At 64.0% G+C, this 20,350-nt stretch carries 24 protein-coding genes and 1 pseudogene; 5 read left to right on the forward strand and 20 right to left on the reverse strand.

Annotated features, from left to right (window positions below; all coding sequences use genetic code 11):
* Positions 1-159 precede the first annotated feature (159 nt).
* On the forward strand, positions 160-1,173 hold the full coding sequence (locus tag L6Q21_RS14835; protein WP_237831536.1) for an alpha/beta fold hydrolase: 1,014 nt from the start codon (positions 160-162) through the stop codon (positions 1,171-1,173).
* A 76-nt stretch (positions 1,174-1,249) separates the two neighbouring features.
* Positions 1,250-3,019 (forward strand): cytochrome c biogenesis protein DipZ, encoded by a 1,770-nt coding sequence (locus tag L6Q21_RS14840; RefSeq protein WP_237831537.1) that lies wholly within the window; start codon positions 1,250-1,252, stop codon positions 3,017-3,019.
* Positions 3,020-3,071: 52 nt separating this feature from the next.
* Here L6Q21_RS14840 and L6Q21_RS14845 read toward each other — a convergent pair whose 3' ends face one another.
* On the reverse strand, positions 3,072-3,926 hold the full coding sequence (locus tag L6Q21_RS14845; protein WP_237831538.1) for a LysR family transcriptional regulator: 855 nt from the start codon (positions 3,924-3,926) through the stop codon (positions 3,072-3,074).
* A gap of 246 nt (positions 3,927-4,172) precedes the next feature.
* On the opposite strand from L6Q21_RS14845, the gene L6Q21_RS14850 reads away from it, so the two are divergent.
* The 3 genes from L6Q21_RS14850 (at position 4,173) to L6Q21_RS14860 (ending at position 6,427) form a co-directional block, all read left to right on the forward strand.
* Positions 4,173-4,841, forward strand: coding sequence for an FMN-dependent NADH-azoreductase (locus L6Q21_RS14850; protein WP_237831539.1), 669 nt, complete (start codon positions 4,173-4,175; stop codon positions 4,839-4,841).
* A gap of 30 nt (positions 4,842-4,871) precedes the next feature.
* Positions 4,872-5,261, forward strand: a complete 390-nt coding sequence (locus L6Q21_RS14855; RefSeq protein WP_237831540.1) for a tautomerase family protein — start codon at positions 4,872-4,874, stop codon at positions 5,259-5,261.
* Between the two features lie 218 nt (positions 5,262-5,479).
* A complete protein-coding gene (locus L6Q21_RS14860; protein WP_237831541.1) occupies positions 5,480-6,427 on the forward strand; it encodes a LysR family transcriptional regulator in 948 nt (315 codons plus the stop codon).
* Here the strand turns inward: L6Q21_RS14860 and L6Q21_RS14865 are convergent.
* The 19 genes and pseudogenes from L6Q21_RS14865 to L6Q21_RS14945 all read right to left on the reverse strand — a co-directional run bounded on the left by L6Q21_RS14865 (position 6,422) and on the right by L6Q21_RS14945 (position 20,307).
* On the reverse strand, positions 6,422-6,676 hold the full coding sequence (locus L6Q21_RS14865; protein WP_237831542.1) for a DUF2274 domain-containing protein: 255 nt from the start codon (positions 6,674-6,676) through the stop codon (positions 6,422-6,424). The genes L6Q21_RS14860 and L6Q21_RS14865 overlap by 6 nt on opposite strands.
* A 1-nt stretch (position 6,677) precedes the next feature.
* The gene (locus tag L6Q21_RS14870) at positions 6,678-7,799 is read right to left on the reverse strand and encodes a TraB/TrbI/VirB10 family type IV secretion system protein (RefSeq protein ID WP_237831602.1); all 1,122 of its coding nucleotides are present in this window, start codon (positions 7,797-7,799) and stop codon (positions 6,678-6,680) included.
* A gap of 65 nt (positions 7,800-7,864) precedes the next feature.
* Positions 7,865-8,821 carry a P-type conjugative transfer protein TrbG gene (trbG, locus tag L6Q21_RS14875; protein ID WP_237831543.1) on the reverse strand — a complete coding sequence of 319 codons (957 nt, stop codon included), beginning with the start codon at positions 8,819-8,821 and terminating at the stop codon, positions 7,865-7,867.
* Complete coding sequence (gene trbF, locus L6Q21_RS14880; protein ID WP_237831544.1) at positions 8,818-9,507, reverse strand: conjugal transfer protein TrbF; 690 nt, start codon at positions 9,505-9,507, stop codon at positions 8,818-8,820. Before trbF ends, trbG begins: the two co-directional genes overlap by 4 nt.
* Entirely contained in the window at positions 9,504-10,865 is a 1,362-nt protein-coding gene (gene trbL, locus L6Q21_RS14885) for a P-type conjugative transfer protein TrbL (protein ID WP_237831545.1), read from the reverse strand. Before trbL ends, trbF begins: the two co-directional genes overlap by 4 nt.
* Before the next feature lie 3 nt (positions 10,866-10,868).
* Positions 10,869-11,153 (reverse strand): putative entry exclusion protein TrbK-alt, encoded by a 285-nt coding sequence (gene trbK-alt / locus L6Q21_RS14890; protein ID WP_237831546.1) that lies wholly within the window; start codon positions 11,151-11,153, stop codon positions 10,869-10,871.
* Between the two features lie 11 nt (positions 11,154-11,164).
* Positions 11,165-11,926 carry a P-type conjugative transfer protein TrbJ gene (trbJ, locus tag L6Q21_RS14895; protein ID WP_237831547.1) on the reverse strand — a complete coding sequence of 254 codons (762 nt, stop codon included), beginning with the start codon at positions 11,924-11,926 and terminating at the stop codon, positions 11,165-11,167.
* Positions 11,923-14,361: a conjugal transfer protein TrbE gene (gene trbE / locus L6Q21_RS14900; protein ID WP_237831548.1), complete on the reverse strand. Its 2,439-nt coding sequence runs from the start codon at positions 14,359-14,361 to the stop codon at positions 11,923-11,925. Before trbE ends, trbJ begins: the two co-directional genes overlap by 4 nt.
* Positions 14,362-14,371: 10 nt before the next feature.
* Positions 14,372-14,653: a VirB3 family type IV secretion system protein gene (locus tag L6Q21_RS14905; protein ID WP_237831549.1), complete on the reverse strand. Its 282-nt coding sequence runs from the start codon at positions 14,651-14,653 to the stop codon at positions 14,372-14,374.
* Positions 14,653-14,985 (reverse strand): TrbC/VirB2 family type IV secretion system protein, encoded by a 333-nt coding sequence (locus tag L6Q21_RS14910; protein WP_237831550.1) that lies wholly within the window; start codon positions 14,983-14,985, stop codon positions 14,653-14,655. The genes L6Q21_RS14905 and L6Q21_RS14910 overlap by 1 nt, the downstream gene beginning before the upstream one ends.
* A complete protein-coding gene (gene trbB, locus L6Q21_RS14915) occupies positions 14,982-15,962 on the reverse strand; it encodes a P-type conjugative transfer ATPase TrbB (protein WP_237831551.1) in 981 nt (326 codons plus the stop codon). Before trbB ends, L6Q21_RS14910 begins: the two co-directional genes overlap by 4 nt.
* Before the next feature lie 391 nt (positions 15,963-16,353).
* Positions 16,354-16,995, reverse strand: coding sequence for a hypothetical protein (locus L6Q21_RS14920; protein WP_237831552.1), 642 nt, complete (start codon positions 16,993-16,995; stop codon positions 16,354-16,356).
* Positions 16,974-17,096, reverse strand: coding sequence for a hypothetical protein (locus tag L6Q21_RS18035; RefSeq protein WP_255696929.1), 123 nt, complete (start codon positions 17,094-17,096; stop codon positions 16,974-16,976). The genes L6Q21_RS14920 and L6Q21_RS18035 overlap by 22 nt, the downstream gene beginning before the upstream one ends.
* On the reverse strand, positions 17,093-17,611 hold the full coding sequence (locus L6Q21_RS14925) for a DUF2840 domain-containing protein (protein WP_237831553.1): 519 nt from the start codon (positions 17,609-17,611) through the stop codon (positions 17,093-17,095). The genes L6Q21_RS18035 and L6Q21_RS14925 overlap by 4 nt, the downstream gene beginning before the upstream one ends.
* Before the next feature lie 278 nt (positions 17,612-17,889).
* A pseudogene (locus L6Q21_RS14930) lies at positions 17,890-18,711 on the reverse strand (replication initiator protein A); the annotation flags it as partial.
* 18 nt (positions 18,712-18,729) lie between these two features.
* Positions 18,730-19,011: a helix-turn-helix transcriptional regulator gene (locus tag L6Q21_RS14935; protein WP_237831555.1), complete on the reverse strand. Its 282-nt coding sequence runs from the start codon at positions 19,009-19,011 to the stop codon at positions 18,730-18,732.
* Between the two features lie 135 nt (positions 19,012-19,146).
* Positions 19,147-19,635, reverse strand: coding sequence for a DUF2285 domain-containing protein (locus tag L6Q21_RS14940; protein ID WP_237831556.1), 489 nt, complete (start codon positions 19,633-19,635; stop codon positions 19,147-19,149).
* Positions 19,589-19,909, reverse strand: a complete 321-nt coding sequence (locus L6Q21_RS18260) for a transcriptional regulator domain-containing protein (protein WP_418895830.1) — start codon at positions 19,907-19,909, stop codon at positions 19,589-19,591. Before L6Q21_RS18260 ends, L6Q21_RS14940 begins: the two co-directional genes overlap by 47 nt.
* Positions 19,910-20,046: 137 nt before the next feature.
* Positions 20,047-20,307, reverse strand: coding sequence for a DNA -binding domain-containing protein (locus tag L6Q21_RS14945; protein WP_237831557.1), 261 nt, complete (start codon positions 20,305-20,307; stop codon positions 20,047-20,049).
* Positions 20,308-20,350 lie beyond the last annotated feature (43 nt).

Consider the following 20,350-nt stretch of genomic DNA (forward strand, 5'->3'; position numbering starts at 1 on the left):
TCACAAAACATTGTTTCCATTGCAATCGTAAATGACAGACGCTGTCGCGGGCTTCGCAGGTGAAGTCGAGGCGACGTGCTGGTTCTGCTGGTCATCCGAGGCGATCCGACGATTGGCATGATGTCCACATCCGACTGGCCTCAATTTTGGAGATGACCAATGCAAGACGAAATGACACTCGACCGAAGATTAATGCTCTCGGGAATGCTCGCGGCAACATTGCCAGTCGCGACCAGCTCTGCAATCGCACAGGAAAATACCGCGGAAGAGACGGATGGAAACTATGTTTCCGTCAACGGGATTCGCGTCCACTATCTTCGCTATCGCGCGACGCGACCTCCCATCGTGCTTTTGCATGGCTGGCCCGCCTATAGCGAGGAATGGCGCCCGGTCATGGATCGTCTGAGGGGACGTTTCGACCTGATCGCCCCTGATCTCCGCAATTTCGGTAAGAGCGACAAGCCTGCCGGGGACGAGCCAGCCGCCAATTGCGGCCCCGATATTCTGGCTGCCGACTTACTGGCGTTTGCTGATCGCCTCGGTCTGAAGACATTCGGAATCGTGTCTCACGATGTCGGCGCCTATGTGGCGCAGACCTTTGCGCGGCAGCACCCGGAACGCCTGTCGGGTCTGTTCTTTTTCAACTGTCCCTATAACGGGATCGGCAACCGATGGGCGGATGCTCCGCATCTGCTCCAGACCTGGTATCAGTATTTCAACCAGCAACCCTTCGCCGCGAAGCTGGTTGGATCATCCCGCGAAGCCTGCCGACACTATATCGGCCATTTCCTCAAGGCTTGGTCGGCCGGGAATCCCGCTGCTTTCGACGTCGTGGTCGAACAGTGGGTCGATAATTTCATGCGCCCGCATAATCTCCAGGGCGGCTTCAACTGGTATATCTCCACCAATCCCGGACGCCAGGCCACCATACAGGGACGCGCGTCGGCCGTGCCCGTCATTCGCACGCCCACGAAGTTCTTCTGGGGACGTCTCGATCCGAGCATCAAGGCCGAATGGACGGACAGGCTCGATGAGTTCTTTTCGGATTTCGATCTGAGCTTCTGCGAGGATGGCGGCCATTTCGTGAACTATGAACGTCCCGATGCCGCGTCGCGGGAAATCCAGACCTTCTTTGAAGGATCGCGCGTGAACTGGAAGAGCGTCGACGCATGAGATGCGCGTTTTCTCGCCCCGGCGACGTCGCGCATTCGGTTGATCCAACCCGTCGATCCGCCGTCCCAAGGAGGACATGATGATCGCAATCGCTTTTCTGGCCGGTGTGCTTACGATTCTAAGCCCCTGCATCCTGCCGGTGCTACCCTTCGTGTTCACGCGCGCTGGACAGCCCTTCACGCGAAGCGTGTTGCCCATGCTGCTCGGCTTGGTGACAACCTTCGCTCTCGTCGCCTCTCTTACAGCAGTGGGCGGCGCATGGGCCGTGCAGGCCAATGAGATCGGCCGGTTTGCGGCGCTGGTCCTGCTCGCGGCCTTCGGCATCGCCCTGCTCTCTCCAAGGATTGCTGCTTTCTTCAGTCGCCCTGCGGTGGCGCTGGGCGACAGACTGGCGCGCCGCACCGACGGAGAACAACACGGGTTCGGCGGATCGCTTCTGCTCGGCGTTGCAACGGGTCTGCTCTGGACGCCCTGCGCCGGGCCGATTCTCGGCCTGGTTCTGACGGGCGCAGCGCTCAACGGCGCCAATGTGCAAACGACCCTGTTGCTCGCCGCCTATGCGGTCGGCGCCGCGTTTTCACTCGCTCTGGCGGTTATGGCAGGTGGCAAGGTGTTTGCGGCGTTGAAGCGGTCGCTCGGCGCGGGTGAACGCATTCGTCAGGGCCTTGGCGTGGCGGTGGTCGCTGGTGTCGCGATGATCGCCCTCGGCCTCGACACGGGATTGCTCGCCCGGCTCTCCTATTCAAGCACCACAAGCATCGAGCAGCGGCTTCTCAGCACGATCGGCGACGCGGAGGCGCAAGCCGTGGCGTCGGGAATAGGCTCGGATGCCGTCACGCTGGTCGCCCAGGCGCAGGCGAACAGTTATCGAAGCTCCCTGCCGATCCGCGGGCATATTCCTTCGCTTGAGGGCGCGGTGGCGTGGATCAACTCCGAGCCGCTCACCGTGGAGCAACTTCGCGGGAAGGTCGTGCTCGTCGATTTCTGGACCTATTCCTGCATCAACTGCACCAGAACCATTCCCTATGTCCGAGCGTGGGCGGAAAGATATGCGGATCAGGGGCTTGTGGTCATCGGCGTTCATGCGCCGGAGTTCGCCTTCGAGAAGCGGATCGGGAATGTCCGCCGCGCGGTGCGTGATCGGGAGATCACCTATCCCGTCGCCGTCGATAACGATTACCGGATTTGGCGCGCCTTTCGGAACCGCTTCTGGCCGGCGCACTACTTCATCGACGCTCAGGGCCGGATCAGGCACGAGCATTTCGGCGAAGGCGGATATGAGCGCTCGGAGCGCGTGATCCAGGAACTGCTTGCCGAAGCGGCTGGCGCCCGCCGCGAAGACGTGACCTTGGTGACGCCCGATGCGCGGGGCGCAGAGGCGCCGCCTGATCTCCGCCGGTTGCGTTCGGGCGAAACCTATATCGGCTTTTCCCGCGCATCGAACTTCGTCTCCCCGGAAAGGGTGGCGGCGGACAGGCCGCAGGATTACACGGTCGGGAATCCGCGCCTGAATCAGTGGGGTCTCAGCGGCAACTGGACTGTCGGCAGCGAACACGCCACGCTCAATCAGCCCGGCGGCGCCATCACCTACAGGTTCAGCGCCCGCGACGTGCATGTCGTGCTGGGGCCGGCGGAGGATGGTAGGCCAATCCGCTTTCAAGTGATGATTGATGGTCGTGCGCCGGGCCGCGATCACGGCACGGATATTGACGCCGAAGGCAATGGCAGGGTCACGGCGCCGAGGCTCTATCAACTCATCCGCCAAGCAGATGAGGTGCGGGACAGGACGTTCGAGATTCGTTTCTTTGACGCTGGCGTCGAGGCGTTTTCCTTCACATTCGGATGACGCCATGTTCGTCACTGGATACTTCCTTACCGATTGACCGTGATGCGATCGATCAAGCAGCGCGCCTCGAAGCACATTTGCGCAGTTCGCTTATGAGCGCGGTCGCAATGCGCCTTGGCTTTGGCCCCGTCATCAGCAGAAACTGCGCGTCGGGCAGTTCTGGCAGGGTTGTGATCTCGGTAAGACCGGCCGCAACGGCGACGGAACGGGTAATAGGGGTGATGCCAAGTCCGCCCGTGACGGCAATTGTTAGTCCTTCGGCACTCGGGCTTTGACACGCGATACGCCAGCGTCGTCCAGCACGCGCCAGGGCCTCGATCGCCGCTGCGCGATACGGACAGGAATCGGGAAACACGGCCAGCGGCAGCGGCGCGGAGACATCATCGTCCGGGGTGAAGACCGGCCCCGCAGCCCAGACCATTGGCTCCGACCATAGCAATTCGCCCCGCTCATCGCCGTTGCATCGGCTCCCCAGCACAATGTCGACTTCGCCGGACTGCATCTGGGAGAGCAATTCGCCCGTCAGGCCAATCTTCAAGCCGACCTCGACTTCTATATGCGCGGTCGAGAACCGCCGCAGACAGTCGATCACCGCGGTCTTCGCCATTTCTTCGCTCATCCCCACGGAAACCGAGCCAGACAGCCGCCGCCTCGCGCCAAGGCTCGCGCGCGCATCATCATGGAGTGCGAGAATGGTTCGAGCATAGCCAGCCAGGCGCGCGCCCTCCGGTGTCAAGGAAACCGACCGCGTGGTCCGCTCCAGCAATTTATGGCCAGCTTCCACCTCAAGCCGGCGAATGTGGGCGCTGATCGCCGATTGGGTAAGGTTCAGCCGCTCCGCTGCACGGGTGAATCCCCCCGTATCAGCAACGGCAAGCAGGCTACGCAAGAGAGTGGTGTCGAACATAGATTAATGACATATCACACTTAATAAGGCGATAAAATATCATTTCCATCGTTATCAGCATTAAATGATATATGACAGTGCCACTTCCGGCTATCGCGCCGTCTCCCCTCCCGGTGCTCGCGAGCTTTCCCGCGCCCGCTTTCGAGGAAGCGAGCGTTCCGACCATCTCTTTGATTCAGGAAGTCAAAATGCCTTTCCAGCCCAAACCGCCCCATGAATTTCCGACCATCGTTCGGGAGAAGCGCCATGGTTGAGCGCGTTCTTCACATCTCTGCCTCACCCAGAGGCGAGCGGTCTGTCTCCGCCCGGTTTGCCGAAACCTTCCTGACCGCGCTTGCCGAAAGGAAGGCGATTGAGGTCGATCGTCTCGATCCATGGGAATGCGAACTGCCGGAAGTCGATGGGGACTTGCTGGCCGCCAAATACGCAGGGCTTGCAGGCGAGGCCCTGACGCCCGAGCAGGAAGCCGCCTGGGATCAGATCAGGAAGCTCGCCGAACGGTTTCACCGTGCGAATACGCTGCTGTTCAGCGTGCCGCTGTGGAACTTTGGAATCCCCTACAAACTCAAGCATCTGATCGACGCCATTTCGCATAAAGGGATTCTATTCACCTTCGATGAGCGTGGCTTGGGCGGGATGCTCGGCGGTCGCCGGGCTGTGGCGATCTATACGCGCGGGCTGGGCTATGGGTCCGGCTCCCAGACGCCCGACGACGCCTTTGGGCTGGAGAAGCCCTATCTCGACGCCTGGTTTCGGTTTGTAGGCATCAGCACGGTTTACAGCATCGTCGCCGAACAGACACTCGGCCCTTCAGGCGCCGAAGTCGTCGCCCACGGAAGCGACGAAGCGGCACTGCTGGCGCGCAACATCGACCAGGAGCCGCCGCGAGCCGTCATCCTTGGTCGGGGCGAATGATACGATACATTGGAATTTGCGAGGAAAATTATGCCGTTACTCAGAATTGACGTCATCAAGGGGCGTTCAGAGGAAGAGTTGAAAACGCTCCTCCAAGCTATCCACGACGCGATGGTGTTGTCGTTTCGTGTTCCAGACCGGGATCGCTATCAGGTGCTGACGGAACATGATGCTGGGCGAATGATCCTTGAGGATACCGGCCTCGGGTTCGAGCGCTCCCACAAGACTGTTTTAATTCACATGACAACTCGCCGACGAAGCGAGGAAGAAAAGCAGAGCTTTTACCGAAACCTTGTCCAGTCACTCGAAGAGCGTTGCAGCGTTCCACCGGAAGATGTCGTGATTTCCTGTGTCGAGAACAGCGATGCGGACTGGAGCTTCGGTCATGGCAAAGCCCAATTCCTCACAGGGGAATTGTAGTGCTGCCAGCACCAAGGTTTAAGGCGGCTGGCTGGCCGGACAAAGGCACGTGCACTGATCGCGAAGCACTGACCGAGCTTTGGAAGCGGCAGCAGGACGAAGGCGTCTCGCACGTCGCTCTCGATCTCACGCCGCGCCGGCGGCCCGCGGGGCATGTTCTGGTCGAACGGGCAGAGCATGCACTGCCGCGCTTCCCACCGACATAAAGGTGTCGGCGGATGCTGGAACATGACCAGACATTTCCAAATTCTGATCATAGCTCCTGGCTGGGGAGCACGCTTCCTTTCATCGAGCTTCGTCATCTGCGCTATTTCGTGACAGCGGCCGAGCATGGAAGCTTCCGCAAGGCGGGTGCGGCGCTCGGCATCCAGCAATCCGCACTCAGTCGCCGCATCCATGATCTTGAGGACCGGATCGGCGCGTCGCTTTTTCATCGACACAGCGGCGGGGTTCGCCTCACCTTCGCCGGCAAACGTTTCCTGCCAAGAGCCCGCAGAACGCTCAGGCACCTTAGCGAGGGCGCAGCCGACGTCGCGGCGATAGGACGTGCCGACCAAGGTTGCCTCAGAATAGGCATCCTGTCGTCGCTTGCTTCCGGCTTCCTCGCCAAGCTGCTGCGTGATTTCAGCGGCTCGCGATCCATCTGCATCGAACTCGTCGATGGTGATCCCGCTGAGCACGTCGCCGCGATCCGAGACTTCCAGCTCGACGTGGCGTTCGTCACCGGCACGCGCGACTGGCTGGATTGCGACACTGCGCATCTGTGGTCGGAGCGGATGTTTGTTGTCCTGCCGGAAGCCCACTCTCTTACCGCGAAAGAGGTATTGGACTGGGACAACCTGTCCAACGAAGCCTTCATCGTCAGCGAAACGGCGTCCGGGCGCGAAATTCACGACTATCTGGTACAACGCTTGGCCGGACCCGGCTGCCAGCCGGAGATTCAAGTGCAATATATCGGGCAGGACAATTTGCTGCCACTTGTCGCGCTCGGTCGGGGCCTAACGGTGACGAGTGAGGCGACGACCGCCGCGCATTTCCCCGGCATCTGCTACCGGCCCATCGTCGGTGAGGTGCTGCCCTTCAGCGCGGTGTGGTCGCCCAGGAACGATAATCCCGCCTTCCGGCGATTGCTCAGCATGGCGAAAGCGCAAGCGCGCAAATCATAGATCGCCCGGCTGGCCGGTTTTCGACGCAACCTGCATCTCACGCCGCGCCCTGGCGAAGCCGCGATCGGTGGCGATGAATCGCTCCAGCATCGGCACAATCAGCCTGACGGGATCAGCGGCGGGCTGGCGGCTCTCGCAGGCCAACACTTCGGCATAGGCCGTCAGATCGCGGTGCAGCGCGGCGGACAGTTCCACCGTTACCTTCACAGGCTTGTCGTCGGCCAGTGGCCCGAGCTTCAACTTCGCCATGTCAGCCTCCGTAGGGTTCGAGGATCAAATCCCGCGTCACAATGACCCTGACCGGGAAGCCCGTCCGGATGGTCAGCGTCGAGGCGACGTTGAGCTGACGGCGGACGATCTCCTGGCCAGCATCGTTGACGGTGTCTTGTCCGCCGCGCCGGATGGCGCGCAGGAGCCAGTCATCGTCGTCGACGGCCAGTTCCGCCCCGACCGCGAGCAGCGTCGACAGGCCGGCGGCCCTAGCGAGATCCCACCAGTGATAATCGACGCCATCCTGAAGGCCGGCATAGCCTTGCGTGTCGGCGCCGGGCTGGCGCTCGAGAACGATGGAGTGGCCATTGGGGAAGATCAGCCGGGTCCAGACGAGCAGCACACGACGCTGCCCGAAGCCGACATCGTTGCTGTATTCGCCGATGATGCGGGTGCCTTGGGGAACGAGCAGGATGCGGCCGGTCGGGCTGTCGTAGATATGTTCCGTGACCTGGGCGGTGATCTGGCCCGGAAGATCGGAGCGGATGCCGGTGATGAGCGCGGCCGGGATGACCGCGCCCGCCTGAAGAACATAGGGCGAAGCCGGCGCCATGACGCGATCGGGCGCGACCGTGCGGCGATCCGCGGCCGCGTTGAGAAACGCTGCCTGCCGATCCTGCGCCGTGGGTGTGCCCGGCTGGCCGGGCAGTCCGAGGCCGGTGAGATTGGGCGTCGCGCCGCCGGGTGCGGCCGTGGCCCCTAGGCTGCCGCCGGGCGCGGTCTGGAAGAAGACGCGGCTCAGCCGTGCGGCTTCTTCCTCGGCGAGCCGGCGCTGTTCAGCCTGATCGACGGCCGGTGTGGCCACGGGCGGCGGTGCGACCGGCTGGCCGCGGTTCTGGGCGTCGAGGATCGGGCGGCCGAGATCGCCGGGCAGCGGCGGCCCCAGCACCGGCCCGGTGTAGTCGCGCGGCAGGCCGGCGAGGCCATCGGCCGTAGGCCGGTTCTCGGTCGAATAAAGTTCCTGCCCGCCCGGTCCCGCCTCACGAGTCTGGAGCGCGTAGATCAGCGCCCCGCCGACGCCGAGCGAGGCGACGACGCCAAGGCTGGCGAGCATCTTGCGCGACAGCCGCGTCACCCGCGGCGACTCGGCGCGCAGCCGCATGGGCGCGGCCGTGTCGGGAGCGCCGGTCAGGGCGATGTCGTCGTCGTTTTTCTTGTCGGTATCGCTCATGACGCGGGCCTCCCGTCGGTGCGGACGATCCTGACAGTCTGCTGGCGCTGGCCGCTGCCCAGGCGCAGCTCGGCGGCGGCGAAGATGCGGTCGACGATCAGGATATGCTGGTGAATGCGGCTGTTGACGATCTGCGCCTCGCCATCGGCGCCGATGACGAACAGCGGCGGCATCTCGCCCTGTGCGATTCCGCGTGGGAACTCGATATAGACGCGGCGGCCATCGTCATAGATCGCGACCGGCTTCCACGGCGGATTGTCGCCCGTCAGCCCATAGCGATAGTTGCGAGCGGAAGCGGCCGGGATGATTGGCGTGGCGGGCACGGTCTGCCGCTGGCTCGCCGGCGGCGTCGGATAGGCCCAGGCGACGGCGGGCATGTAGGGGCTGTCGCCGGCGCGCAGCTCGATCATGTAGATGCGCCGGTCGGTAGTGATGACCAGGTTGGTGGAGATGTCGGCGCGGCTGGGCTTGACCAGCACATGCACACGCCGGGTTGCGCCCGATCCGCTCTCGGTGTCGCCGATAATCCAGCGGCTCGTATCGCCCGCGGCGATCGGCCCGGCGCCGGTCAGGCTCTCGCCCGGCTCCAGCGCGATATTGGTGATCTGGCCGGGGGCGGCATAGACCTGATAAAGCGCGCCCTCCGACCAGGGATAAATCTGGATCGAGTTGTAATAGCCCTCGCGTCGCGGCTCGACGCGGGCGGCGGCGTTGGCGTTGGTGACGCGGCCGGTCGGTGTCCCGGCAGCGGTGCCGCCGCGCGCGACCGTCCAGGCTGGCGGCGTATGCAGCGGTCGCGGCTGATCTTCGGTGACGGCGGTGGGCACCGCCGGCAAGGGCGGGACGTCGGCGTCATAGCTGATCTCGGGCGGCTTGTAGGTCGCGCAGCCGGCCAGCGAGAGCCCGGAAAGCAGCAAAGCCGCAAAGACGGGTTTACGGACAATCGCTATCATTGTCCCAACTCCCGCGACCAGTTGATGGCATTGACGTAGATGCCGAGCGGGTTGGCGCGCAGCCGTTCGGCGTCGCGCGGCGTCTGGACGACAATCGTCAGGATCGCGGTCCAGCGCTCGGTGGTGGAGAGCTGACCGTTCTCATAATGTCGCTCGACCCAGGCGACCCTGAACGAGTCCGGCGAGGCGCGGATGACGCTCGACACCTCGACGGCAACCTGCTGGCGGCCGACCCTGGTGAACGGATCGTTCGATCGCGCATAATCGTTGAGCGCCGCCGCACCGCGATCGGTCGTCCATTCATAGGCGCGCAGCCAGTTCTGGCGGACGATGATGGCGTCGGCCGGGATGGCGCGGACCTGCTCGATGAAGCGGCCGAGGTGGAAAGCGATCTGCGGATCGGTCGGACGATAATCGGCCGTCGCCGGCGCGACCGTCTGCGCCTGGCCGAGCCGATCGACTTGCACCACCCAGGGCACGACGGTGCCGCGCGCCGACTGCCAGACCAGCGCTGCAGCGAAACCCGCCGACAGGATCAGCGAACCGAAGGCCATCAGCCGCCAGTTTTTCGCCTGCACGCGGGCGGAACCGATGCGCTCGTCCCAGACCTGCGTGGCCTTTTGGTAAGGCGTTTCGGGTTGTGGAGTCTTGCCGTAATGCGCGGCGGGTCGTTTGAAGAAGCTCATGAGCGATCCCCCTCTGAAAGATTGACGGAAGAGCCGGAACCATGGCCGTCGCCAGAGCGCACGGCATGGGCGGCGGAACTGACGCCGTGACTGATGGCCTGGCTGCGCCGCATCCTCTGCGCCCAGGCGGGCGGGCCATCGGTCGCGGCGGCCGGCGATGACGCGGCTGCGCCAGCCTCACCGCTGACCGTGCCCATGGTCGAGGTGCCGCCGGTGGCGCGGAAACCGGCCCTGGCGCCATCGGAGAAGCTGGACTTGACGCTTTCCGAAGCCTTTGAGGCCGCGCGCTTGAGCGGCGAGATCGCGGCGGAGCCGGCCGCGCGGCCCACGCCGCCGAGGCCGGAGGCGACACCGGCGGCGCCGGACTGGCCCATGGAACCCATGCTATAGGCGGTCGAAGCCGCACCGGCTGCGGCGGCTCCACCACGCACAGTTGCGACTCCGGCGCCAAGTGCAGCCGCACCACCCTTCAGGGCCAGAGCCGCGCCACCGCCTGCGGCGAGGGCCGCACCGCCAACCGCAAGGCCGGTGCCCACGGCGGCGCCCGCGCTGAGCTGCGGCCCGCCGGAGACGATGCCGGACGCGATACCGGGGCCGAATATCCCCAATCCCAGAAGCGACAGCGCCGCCAACACGATCGCCATCGCATCGTCGATTGTCGGGGTTGTGCCTCCAAAACCGGCGGTGAACTGCGAGAACAGCGTCGAACCGATGCCGATGATGACGGCCAGGACCAGGACTTTGATGCCGGAGGAGATGACGTTCCCCAGCACCCGCTCCGCCATGAAGGCTGTTTTCCCGAACAGGCCGAAGGGGATCAAGACAAACCCGGCCAAGGTGGTCAGTTTGAACTCGATCAACGTCACAAACAGTTGGACGCTCAAAATGAAGAAGGCGAGGATGACGAGCGCCCAGGCGAACAGCAGGCAGGCGATCTGGATGAAGTTCTCGAAGAACGCGATCCAGCCCATCAGGTCGGAGATGGATTCGAGCAGTGGCCGACCGGCGTCGAGACCGACCTGCGCCACCTTGCCGGGGCGCATCAGGTCGGCGACGGTGAAGCTGGTGCCGGAACCTTTCAGGCCGAGACCGGCGAAGCTCTCGAAGATGATGCGGGCGAGATTGTTCCAGTTGCCGATGATGTAGGCGAAGACCCCGATGAAAAGGGTCTTCTTGATGAGCCTCGCCATGATGTCGTCATCGGCGCCCCAGGCCCAGAACAGGGCGGCCAAGGTTACGTCGATGACGATCAGAGTGGTGGCGATGAACGCCACTTCTCCGCCCAACAGGCCGAAGCCACTGTCGATATAGCTGGTGAAGACGGAGAGGAAATTGTCGATGACGCCGGCGCCGCCCATGGGTCATGGTCCTTCGTTGATTTGCGGGGCGGCAGGCGCCGATGTGCGGCCAAGGAAACGGTCGCGCGATTGCGCCCAGGCCGCGAGGCAGTCGGGATCATCGACCGCCCTCTGTCCAAGCTGCTGGCACCGGCGCAAGGACGCGCGCAACGGATCGGCCGGGGGCTGGAGCGCCGGCGCGGTCCTGACCGGCGGCTCTTCCTTGCGCGTCATCTCGATCGCCGTCGCCGTGATGGCGATGGCGACAAAGACGATGGCGCCCAGACGGGCCAGCAGCTTGGTGTCCATGAGCGATGTCCTCAATTGCCGCCGGGGAACATCCGCGCGTTGCCCGGCTGGTAGCCGGAACCGGGCGTCAGGAACCGCTCGCGCTGGACGCGGCCCTGCTCGGCGGCCGTCGCCCGCTCGGCTTCGGTCAGCGCCGTGGCGCGGCCGTTGGCGGCGAGTAGCGCGATGAGATCCGAAAGCTGCTGCGCCTGGAGCGCGAGGAGCTGGTTGCCGGCCTGGGTGGCTTGCAGCGCGCCCGTGGCGTTCTGGCTCTGACCGACCAGCGCCGACAGTTCGGTGCGGTTGCTGTCGATGTTGCCGACGACGCCGGCCTGCACACGCATGGCGTCCTGAAGGCCGCCGACCGTGTTCTGCCAGCGGGTGCGGGCGTCGGCCACGAGCTGCTGGTCGGTCGCCGACAGGGAGATATTGCCGTATCGGCTCTGGAACGCCTGGTCGATCTGGCTGACCTCGAAGGCGATGTTCTGCGCCTGCTGTAAGAGGTTCTGGGTGCGCTGGACGTTCTGCTGAAGCTGCTGGAGCGAGCTATAGGGCAGGCTCGCCAGATTGCGGGCCTGGTTGATGAGTGACTGCGCCTCGTTCTGAAGTGAGGTGATCTGGTTGTTGATCTGTTGCAGCGTGCGTGCGGCTGTGAGCACGTTCTGCGCATAGTTGCTCGGATCGAAGACGGTCCATTGGGCGGCGGCGGGCGGCGCGAACACCGGCGCGAGGGCTGCGGGGAACGCGAGGACGGTCGCGGCGACGAGCGCCGCGCGGGTGCGACGGGTTTTCATGATTGTGTCTCCAGGTTGCTGAGGTCGGGGATGAGGTCGGCCGCCCAATCGACACCGCGGTGGCGCAGCCAGGCGGAGAGAAAGCCGTCGCGACCATGCTCGGCGACGATGCGCTCGATGGCGGTCTGGTCGGATTTGGACGATGCGGCGCAGAGCGCGAGGCCCACTTCGCTGAGACCCAGCTCGAACAGGCGGTTGCCGCGACGCGACTGGCAGTAATAGTCGCGCTTGGGCGTGGCCCGCGCGAGGATTTCGATCTGGCGGTCGTTCAAGCCGAAGCGGCGATAGATGGCCGTGATCTGCGGCTCGATCGCTCGTTCATTCGGCAGGAGCAGCCGCGTCGGGCAGCTTTCGATAATCGCCGGCGCGATGGCGCTGCCATCGATGTCGCTGAGACTTTGCGTGGCGAAGATGACGCTGGCGTTCTTTTTCCTCAACGTCTTCAGCCATTCGCGGAGCTGACCCGCGAAACCCTCATCGTCGAGCGCCAGCCAACCTTCATCGACGATCAGCAAGGTGGGCCGCCCATCGAGCCGGTCGCCGATGCGATGGAAGAGATAGCTGAGCACGGCCGGCGCGGCGCCGGTTCCGATCAGCCCCTCGGTCTCGAACGCCTGCACCGAAGCCCCGCCAAGATGCTCGGTCTCGGCGTCGAGCAGCCGGCCATAGGGACCACCGACGCAATAGGGCCGCAATGCCTGCTTCAAGTCATTCGACTGGAGCAGCACGCTCAAGCCGGTGATGGTGCGTTCCTCGACCGGCGCGGACGCCAGCGAGGTCAGCGCCGTCCAAAGATACTCCTTGACCTCCGGCGTGATCGTCACGCCCTCGCGCATCAGGATGGCGACGATCCAGTCGGCGGCCCAGGCGCGTTCATAGGTATCGTCGATGCGGGCGAGCGGCTGGAGCGAGACCGAGGCGTCGGACCCTTCGGTCAGTCCGCCGCCGAGGTCGTGCCAGTCGCCACCCATGGCGAGCGATGCCGCGCGGATCGAGCCGCCGAAGTCGAAGGCGAAGACCTGGCTGTCGGCATATCGGCGGAACTGCAAGGCCATGAGCGCCAGCAGCACGGACTTGCCGGCGCCGGTCGGGCCGACGACGAGGGTATGGCCCACATCCCCGACATGCAAGGAAACCCGGAACGGGGTCGAGCCTTCGGTCTTGCCGTAAAGCAAGGAGGGCGCACCGAAATGCTCGTCCCGTTCCGGCCCCGCCCACACGGCGCTGAGGGGGATCATGTGGGCGAGATTGAGCGTCGAGATCGGCGGCTGCCGGACATTGGCATAGACATGGCCGGGCAACGATCCGAGCCAGGCGTCCACCGCATTGATGGTCTCGACCATGCAGGTGAAGTCACGGCCCTGGATGACCTTCTCGAAGAGGCGAAGTTTCTCGTTGGCGATGCGTGGATCTTCATCCCAGACGGTGACGGTCGCCGTGACGTAAGCCTGTCCGGCATAGTCCGCGCCCAGTTCCTGAAGCGCGAGGTCCGCGTCCTGGGCCTTGTTCGCCGCGTCGGTGTCCACCAAGGCACTTGCCTCGTTGGTCATCACCTCTTTCAGGATGGCCGCGATCGACTTCCGCTTCGCAAACCACTGGCGGCGGATGCGCGTCAGCAGCTTCGTGGCGTCGGTCTTGTCGAGCAGGATTGCCCGCGTCGACCAGCGATAGGGAAAGGCGAGCCGGTTCAGCTCATCGAGAATCCCCGGCGTGGTGGCGGTCGGAAAACCGACGATCGTGAGTATTCGCAGATGCGCCTCACCCAGGCGCGGCTCCAGCCCGCCGGTCAGAGGCCGGTCGGCCAGCAGCGCATCGAGGTGCATCGGCATCTCGGGCACACGCACGCGATGGCGGGTGGTCGAGACGGTCGAGTGCAGATAGGTCAGCGTCTCGGCATCATCGAGCCAGCGGCACTCAGGCATGAAGCCGTCGAGAAGCGCCAGCATCCGGTCAGAGCGGTCGACAAAACCGCGCAAGACTTCATGCGGGTCGACGCCCGATTGCTCGCGGCCCTCGTAGAGCCAGGTCTCGGCGCGCGCGGCGTCCTCGGCCGGCGGCAGCCAGGCGATGGTCAGGAAATAGCCGGAGATGAAATGCGTGCCCGCTTCCTCGAACCCGGCCTTGCGCTCGGCGTCGAGCAGGGCGGAAGCCGGATCGGGAAACCGACTGTCGGGATAGGTGGCGGCCTCGAAGCGCTGCGCCTCGACGAAGATCGCCCAGCCGCTCCCCAATCTGCGGAACGCATTGTTCAGCCGCCCGGCGACCGCGACCAGTTCGGCGGCAACGGCGGAATCCAGATCGGGACCGCGAAACTGTGCCGTGCGCTGGAACGAGCCATCCTTGTTGAGCACGACGCCTTGGCCGACCAGCGCCGCCCAGGGCAGATAATCGGCCAGTCTGGCATTGCGATTGCGATATTCGGCGAGGTTCATCATGCGCGCGCCCTCAAACTGACAGATGGCCGGGAATGCGCAGATGCCGCCGGCCGACTTCGACGAAGAGCGGATCGCGCTTCGCCGCCCAGACGGCGGCGAGATGGCCGATGGCGAAGATGGCGAGGCCGACCAGCCAGAGGCGCAGGCCGAGGCCCACGGCCCCGGCCAGTGTGCCGTTCATGATGGCGATGGAGCGCGGAGCGCCGCCGAGCAGGATATGCTCGGTCAGCGCCCGGTGAACCGGGACGACGAAGCCCGGCACCTCGTCGAGCTGCTGGAGGATCGCCGCCATCAGACCAGCGCCCCGCCGCCGAAGGAGAAGAACGACAGGAAGAAGCTCGATGCTGCGAAGGCGATCGACAGGCCGAACACGATCTGGATCAGTCTGCGAAAGCCGCCCGACGAGTCGCCGAATGCCAGAGTCAGGCCCGTCACGATGATGATGATAACCGCGACGATCTTGGCGACCGGCCCCTCGATCGACTGAAGGATGCTCTGGAGCGGCGCTTCCCACGGCATCGACGAGCCCGAGGCATGGGCCGCCGGGGCGAGCATGAGGCTGACGGTCATGGCGGTCGCGGCCGTCGCCATGGTCTGGCAGCCGCGCGAGAGGGTTCGGATCATTGGGCTTTTCCTTTTGAGGTAGTTGCTGGGGTGACGCGGTAGTCGCCGTCGGGACCGAGGCCCTCGACACGCGCGAGTTCGGCCAGCCGGCGCGCGGAACCGCGCCCGGACAGGACGGCCACGAGGTCGATGGTTTCGGCGATCAGGGCGCGCGGGACCGTGACGACGGCTTCCTGGATGAGCTGTTCGAGACGGCGCAACGCGCCGAGCGCGCTACCGGCATGAATGGTTCCGATGCCGCCGGGATGTCCCGTGCCCCACGCCTTGAGCAGGTCGAGGGCTTCCGATCCGCGCACCTCGCCGATGGGGATACGGTCGGGGCGCGGGCGCAGCGACGAGCGGACGAGATCCGATAGCGTCGCCACTCCGTCCTTGGTGCGCATGGCGACGAGGTTGGGCGCGGCGCATTGCAGCTCGCGCGTATCCTCGATGATGACGACGCGATCCTGCGTCTTCGCCACCTCGGCGAGCAGTGCATTGGTCAGCGTGGTCTTGCCGGTGGACGTGCCGCCCGCGACAAGGATATTGGCGCGGGACGCAACGGCTTCGCGAAGCACCTGCGCCTGGCCGGCGGACATGATGCCGGCCGCGACGTAATCGTCGAGGGTGAACACCGCGACGGCGGGCTTACGGATGGCGAAGGCAGGGGCGGCTACGACGGGCGGCAACAGGCCCTCGAACCGCTCGCCGGTTTCGGGCAGTTCGGCCGAGACACGCGGGCTGCGGGCATGAACTTCCGCGCCGACATGGTGGGCGACCAGCCGGATGATGCGCTCGCCATCAGAGGCCGACAGCACTTCGCCGGTATCGGCCAAGCCTTCAGCGAGGCGGTCGATCCACACCCGGCCATCCGGGTTCAGCATCACCTCGACGATGCCGGCGTCTTCCAGAAACCGGGCGATGGAAGTCCCGAGCGCCGTGCGCAACATGCGCGCGCCGCGCTGGATCGCCTCCGGTTTGAGGTGCGTGGTCGCCATATCGTCCCCGTTTCGGCGGGGACGCGACAAACGGCCCCCTGACGGGGATGATTAAAAGAACCTGATTTTGGGTCGGTTCAACAGGTTTTTGTCGTAGTAGTAGTGTAGCGCGCAAATACAGGAGAACGGCGGAGGATATACTGGGTCACAGAATCTGAAAGATGCTCCTCAGTGAGCATCAGAAACGACCACTATAGTAAAACGAATCGACGTTTTGGGCGGTAAGCAGTCGTTCTCTGCGGCTGGCGCGAAGACCGCTTTATTGGAGGGATGGTTGTGGTCAGCCCTTCAACAAGAGTTGGCCCAAAACAGATTTCAGATTACCGTGGAGCGGACTCCAATCGTAGATGAAGACAAAATCTCGTGCCAATTCACATCCGCTCTCTGACCATCAAGAGCCAACATTATCGAGCGCCGATTGAGCTTTATCCCTTTGATATGCTGAGGCAAGCACGCCGATTCGCTTGTGAGCATAGATTACGAGCTGATCCAGCCAGTTATCGATCAGTGCTTTAAGCCCATGGTCCAAGTGGTGACCCACCACGCGATATGCTTGCACGACCTCTGCAATTGTCTCGAATGGATAATGCTGCGGGTCATTCTGGCGAAGGATCTTGTTAGTAAGCTCAATTGCTTCCTTGAAATCCCTGAACAGATCGGCCCCGGTGCGCTTGGTCTTTTCTGCCCGCAACATCAGAAATTTTGAGCGCCGGTCGTCGAGTTGGCGTCGGTCGAAAGTTTTTCCGGTACGGCGTTCGAACTCGTTGGCTTCACGATATCCCTGTTCGAGTAGCTTCTCGGCGACGGGAAGATCGCCTGCCACACATTTGGCCATGTGCCATTGCAACCAGAAAAGTGGCATTCTCCTGATTTGCGTTTCCTGCTTGTTATGTTCGAAGAACCGGTCGATCTGATCCTTGTCGGTGACGACATCGGAAAGGACAGAAAACCGCATCAACTGACTGAACATGCGTTGTTCGAAAGGATTGCGATAGGTCGCTGCAAGGTTTTTCAATAAAGGATGCGCCGCCATTCGACGATTTCGCAGGCGGCGATGGTGAGGAAACCGGCGCGATGCAGGCCGAGCGACCAGCCTCCGGCCGCCGCGCTGAACAGATCGAGCGCGCGCATCATGTCGTCACCTCGCGGCGACGCAGCCAAGCGCGGTGCTGTTCGCGCGAATAGGCGCGGAAGGGTTCATTGACGGCAAGGCGATTGTGCAGGTGCCGCCAATGATCCGGCGCCACCTCGATCGCTTCAATGCCGAGGGCCTCGATCGCATCGATCGCGGTGAGCACCTGTTCGACCTTCGGCCAGCCGGTGACGCGCAGCAGAATTTCGCCGCCGGGCCGGACGAACGGCAAGGTCTGATAAGGCTCTCCCGCCACCACCGCGCGCACGATGTCGATCCAGGAAATGATCGTGCCATGGTCGTTGGCGGCCCAGCGCACGAAGGCGAACACGCTGTCCGGCCGGAACGAAACCACACGGCGACGGCGATCGAGTATCTGTTCTTCGGCCTCGGGACCAAACCTGATCCAGAACTCGATCTTCTTCTTGATCCACGTCAGTTCGACATGGGTGAGATTATCCTTGAGAGACGCGGAAGGGTTCTGGTCGCCCTGCGGGATGTGAGGAGACGTGGTCATCGCCCCCCTCCTTCAGGCTTGCGCCCGTGCGCCGTGACGATCCTGTTCGATGCAGTGCCGAGGCTTCTGGCGGCCTGCCGGATGAGGTTTTCCACATCACGCGCGCGCTCTTCAGGGTTAGATTCAATGTTAGACTCTAAGTTAAGGGCGCGATTTCCTGTTTTATCACCGTAGTTTACACCCTGTTTTGGTTCCCGATAGCACGCGACCCCGGTTCCCGATGGCACGTCTCTCCGGGTTCCTGAAGGCACGACGCCATTCACAGCTTTTCCACAGGGCGGCTTCGGCTCGAAGGCGAGCAGCGCCCGACCGCCGACCTCGATTTCGAGGAACAGCGCGTAACCCGGCAACGGCTGGCGGCTGATGATGTCGCGCAGCTCGAAGGCGAAGCGTTTGAACGGGGAAAGGCTGCCGGATTTCAGGTGAAGGTGGCGGAAGTCGAAACGCCAGCCTCGGGGCTGACGTCCGCCATGCTTGCGCACGATCCGGTAGAGCCAGCGTTCCAGACCGCCCGTCAGGCCGAAATAGGCCCTGTCGATGGTCAGCACCAGCGCGTCGTCGAGAACCGCACGATAGAACCAGTCGGGCACGATCATCTCGATCCCGTCGGCCTTGCCGTGGCGGTCGGTGCGCTCCTTCCATTCGTTGATCCAGGAGAAGCGATGACGGCGCCCCTCCACGGTCTGGCGGATGCTGGTCGCGACGGTGGTGGACTGGAGCCGGTCGAGCGCCGCCTTCAACCGCTGGTAATCGCGCGCCGAGGTGCCGCGACCAACAAACCGGAGAATTTCATAGAGCGTCGCCGCCATGAACGGCGAGGTGCGCAAGCCTGCGTCACGCGCCTCGACGATCTGGCTCGCGGCCCAGATGAGGATGTCGGCGTCCCAGATCGTCGCCATGCCATGGTCGGGCACGGCCTCGACCCGGATCGACACATCGCCGACGCGGAAATCGATCGGCGCGATGCGGCGGGATTTGGAAAGGGAGAAAAACGGATAGGCCATGAGATCCTGCGCGTCTCGTGGCGCGAAATCGCCGGGGAGCGCCCGGAACAGATCAAGCTGCCCCTGCGCCGAAGATGGACGATGCCGCGCCGTCATTCGGGAAACCGCCCGCGATCAGCGCGCGTAGCGGCCAGGTTGCGGCACGGCGGGCAATGTCTGGCGTTTCGCCGGCAACACCCGCCCGCGTGGGTCGGAGGTCGAGGTGACGGCGCCGCGCGCAGCCCAGGCTTCGAGATCGTCGATCCCGTAAACCACGCGGCCACCCAGCTTGTGGTAAGCGGGGCCGGTCCCGTAGGTGCGGTGTTTTTCGAGCGTGCGGGCGGAAAGGCTGAGAAACTCGGCGGCTTCCTTGGTGCGCAGGAAGCGCGGCGGCAGAATGACGGCGTCAGGTCGCATGGATCGGGCCTCCGTGGGGTTGAAGGCCGCCGCTTCGGTTCAGCGGCGGATGGCGACCACGGTGGCGAAGAAAGGCCGTCAGGAGGGATGGGGAACTTTCGGGGCCTGAAATCCCCACCCCAAGGCCGAAAACGGCTATGGTCGGCGGCGATGACGAAGCAGGTTGAGATAACCGCCGCCGATGACGGCCAGACCGCCCTTGACCAGCCCGATGACGGAATCGCGCAGGGGTGACGTTTTCCATGGCTCGGCGGCGACGCGCCGCTCGCCATAGAGGGCGATCGCAATGTCGCGGTAGCTGGCGCCGTTGGTATGGCCGTCGACAGCCTGAAGCATGAGACGCAGGCGGCGGCGTTGCAGCGGCGTCATGCGTGTGTCGGCAGGCACGGGCCGACCGTGAAGCGAACGCCACAAGCGGGTAAGGGCCTCAAGGCGACCGGGCATTTCCGGGTCGAGAGGGATCACGGCAACCAACCTGCCGCGCGGATCGGCGCCGGGAAGCAGAAGCAACTGGGTCCAGGTGTCACGATAGATCGCGTAAGCCCCTTCGGGACCATCATGCAGGACGCCCGGATCGTCAGACAGCGGTTGAGCAATTTCGGCAAGATGGGCCGGCGCGGCCATGAGGGTGATGATCGCCGGGACGATGACGGGAGACCAGAGAACATCCTGCGTGATGGCGGAGAGACTCGGTCGCGCGGCGAAATCGCAGCCCCCACCGGCTTTCCGCCTCCGTTGAAAGCGCGACCGCTTCGGCGCCGGCCGTCACGAGCCTGCGGTAATGCGCCTGGTAGGGTTCCTGACGGCGCAAGCATTCCCAGGCAAGACCTTCGACAGGCAGGCCGTCGAAATAGTCATAACCCTCATGAATCCGCCAACTGGAAGTATCCGGCCTCATGGCTCAACTCCTCGCAGATAACGCGCAAGTCGAGCGAAGATTGATTCCAGTGATCGACAGTTGAAGGAAGCCGGTTCACCGGCATCGCCCGATGCCGGCGCGGCATTGCGGGCAACTGAAAAGTCTCGGCCGGGCGGTCAGTCGGAAGCGTCGCGCAAAAGGTGCCGGTAGCCGGTATGCGTCATCCATCGGGCACGCGCCAGGTGGCTTTCATGCACCTTGCGCGCACGCGTCGGCTCCCGGATCGGGTCGATGCCGAACAGCACCTCCACGGCCTCCCGCCAGTCCGCGCCATCCGCCGCGGCGTCGAGCAGACGCATGTAAAGCTTGATATGCGCGCGGTCGTAATCGGTCAGGTCCGCGCTGTCCGGGGCCATATCCTCAAACGCCGGTGTCATATGCCACCTCCATCTTCCGCAAGCCGGGCCGTGAAAGCCTATT

The sequence above is a fragment of the Sandaracinobacteroides sayramensis genome (assembly GCF_022014495.1).
Classification (GTDB): domain Bacteria; phylum Pseudomonadota; class Alphaproteobacteria; order Sphingomonadales; family Sphingomonadaceae; genus Sandaracinobacteroides; species Sandaracinobacteroides sayramense.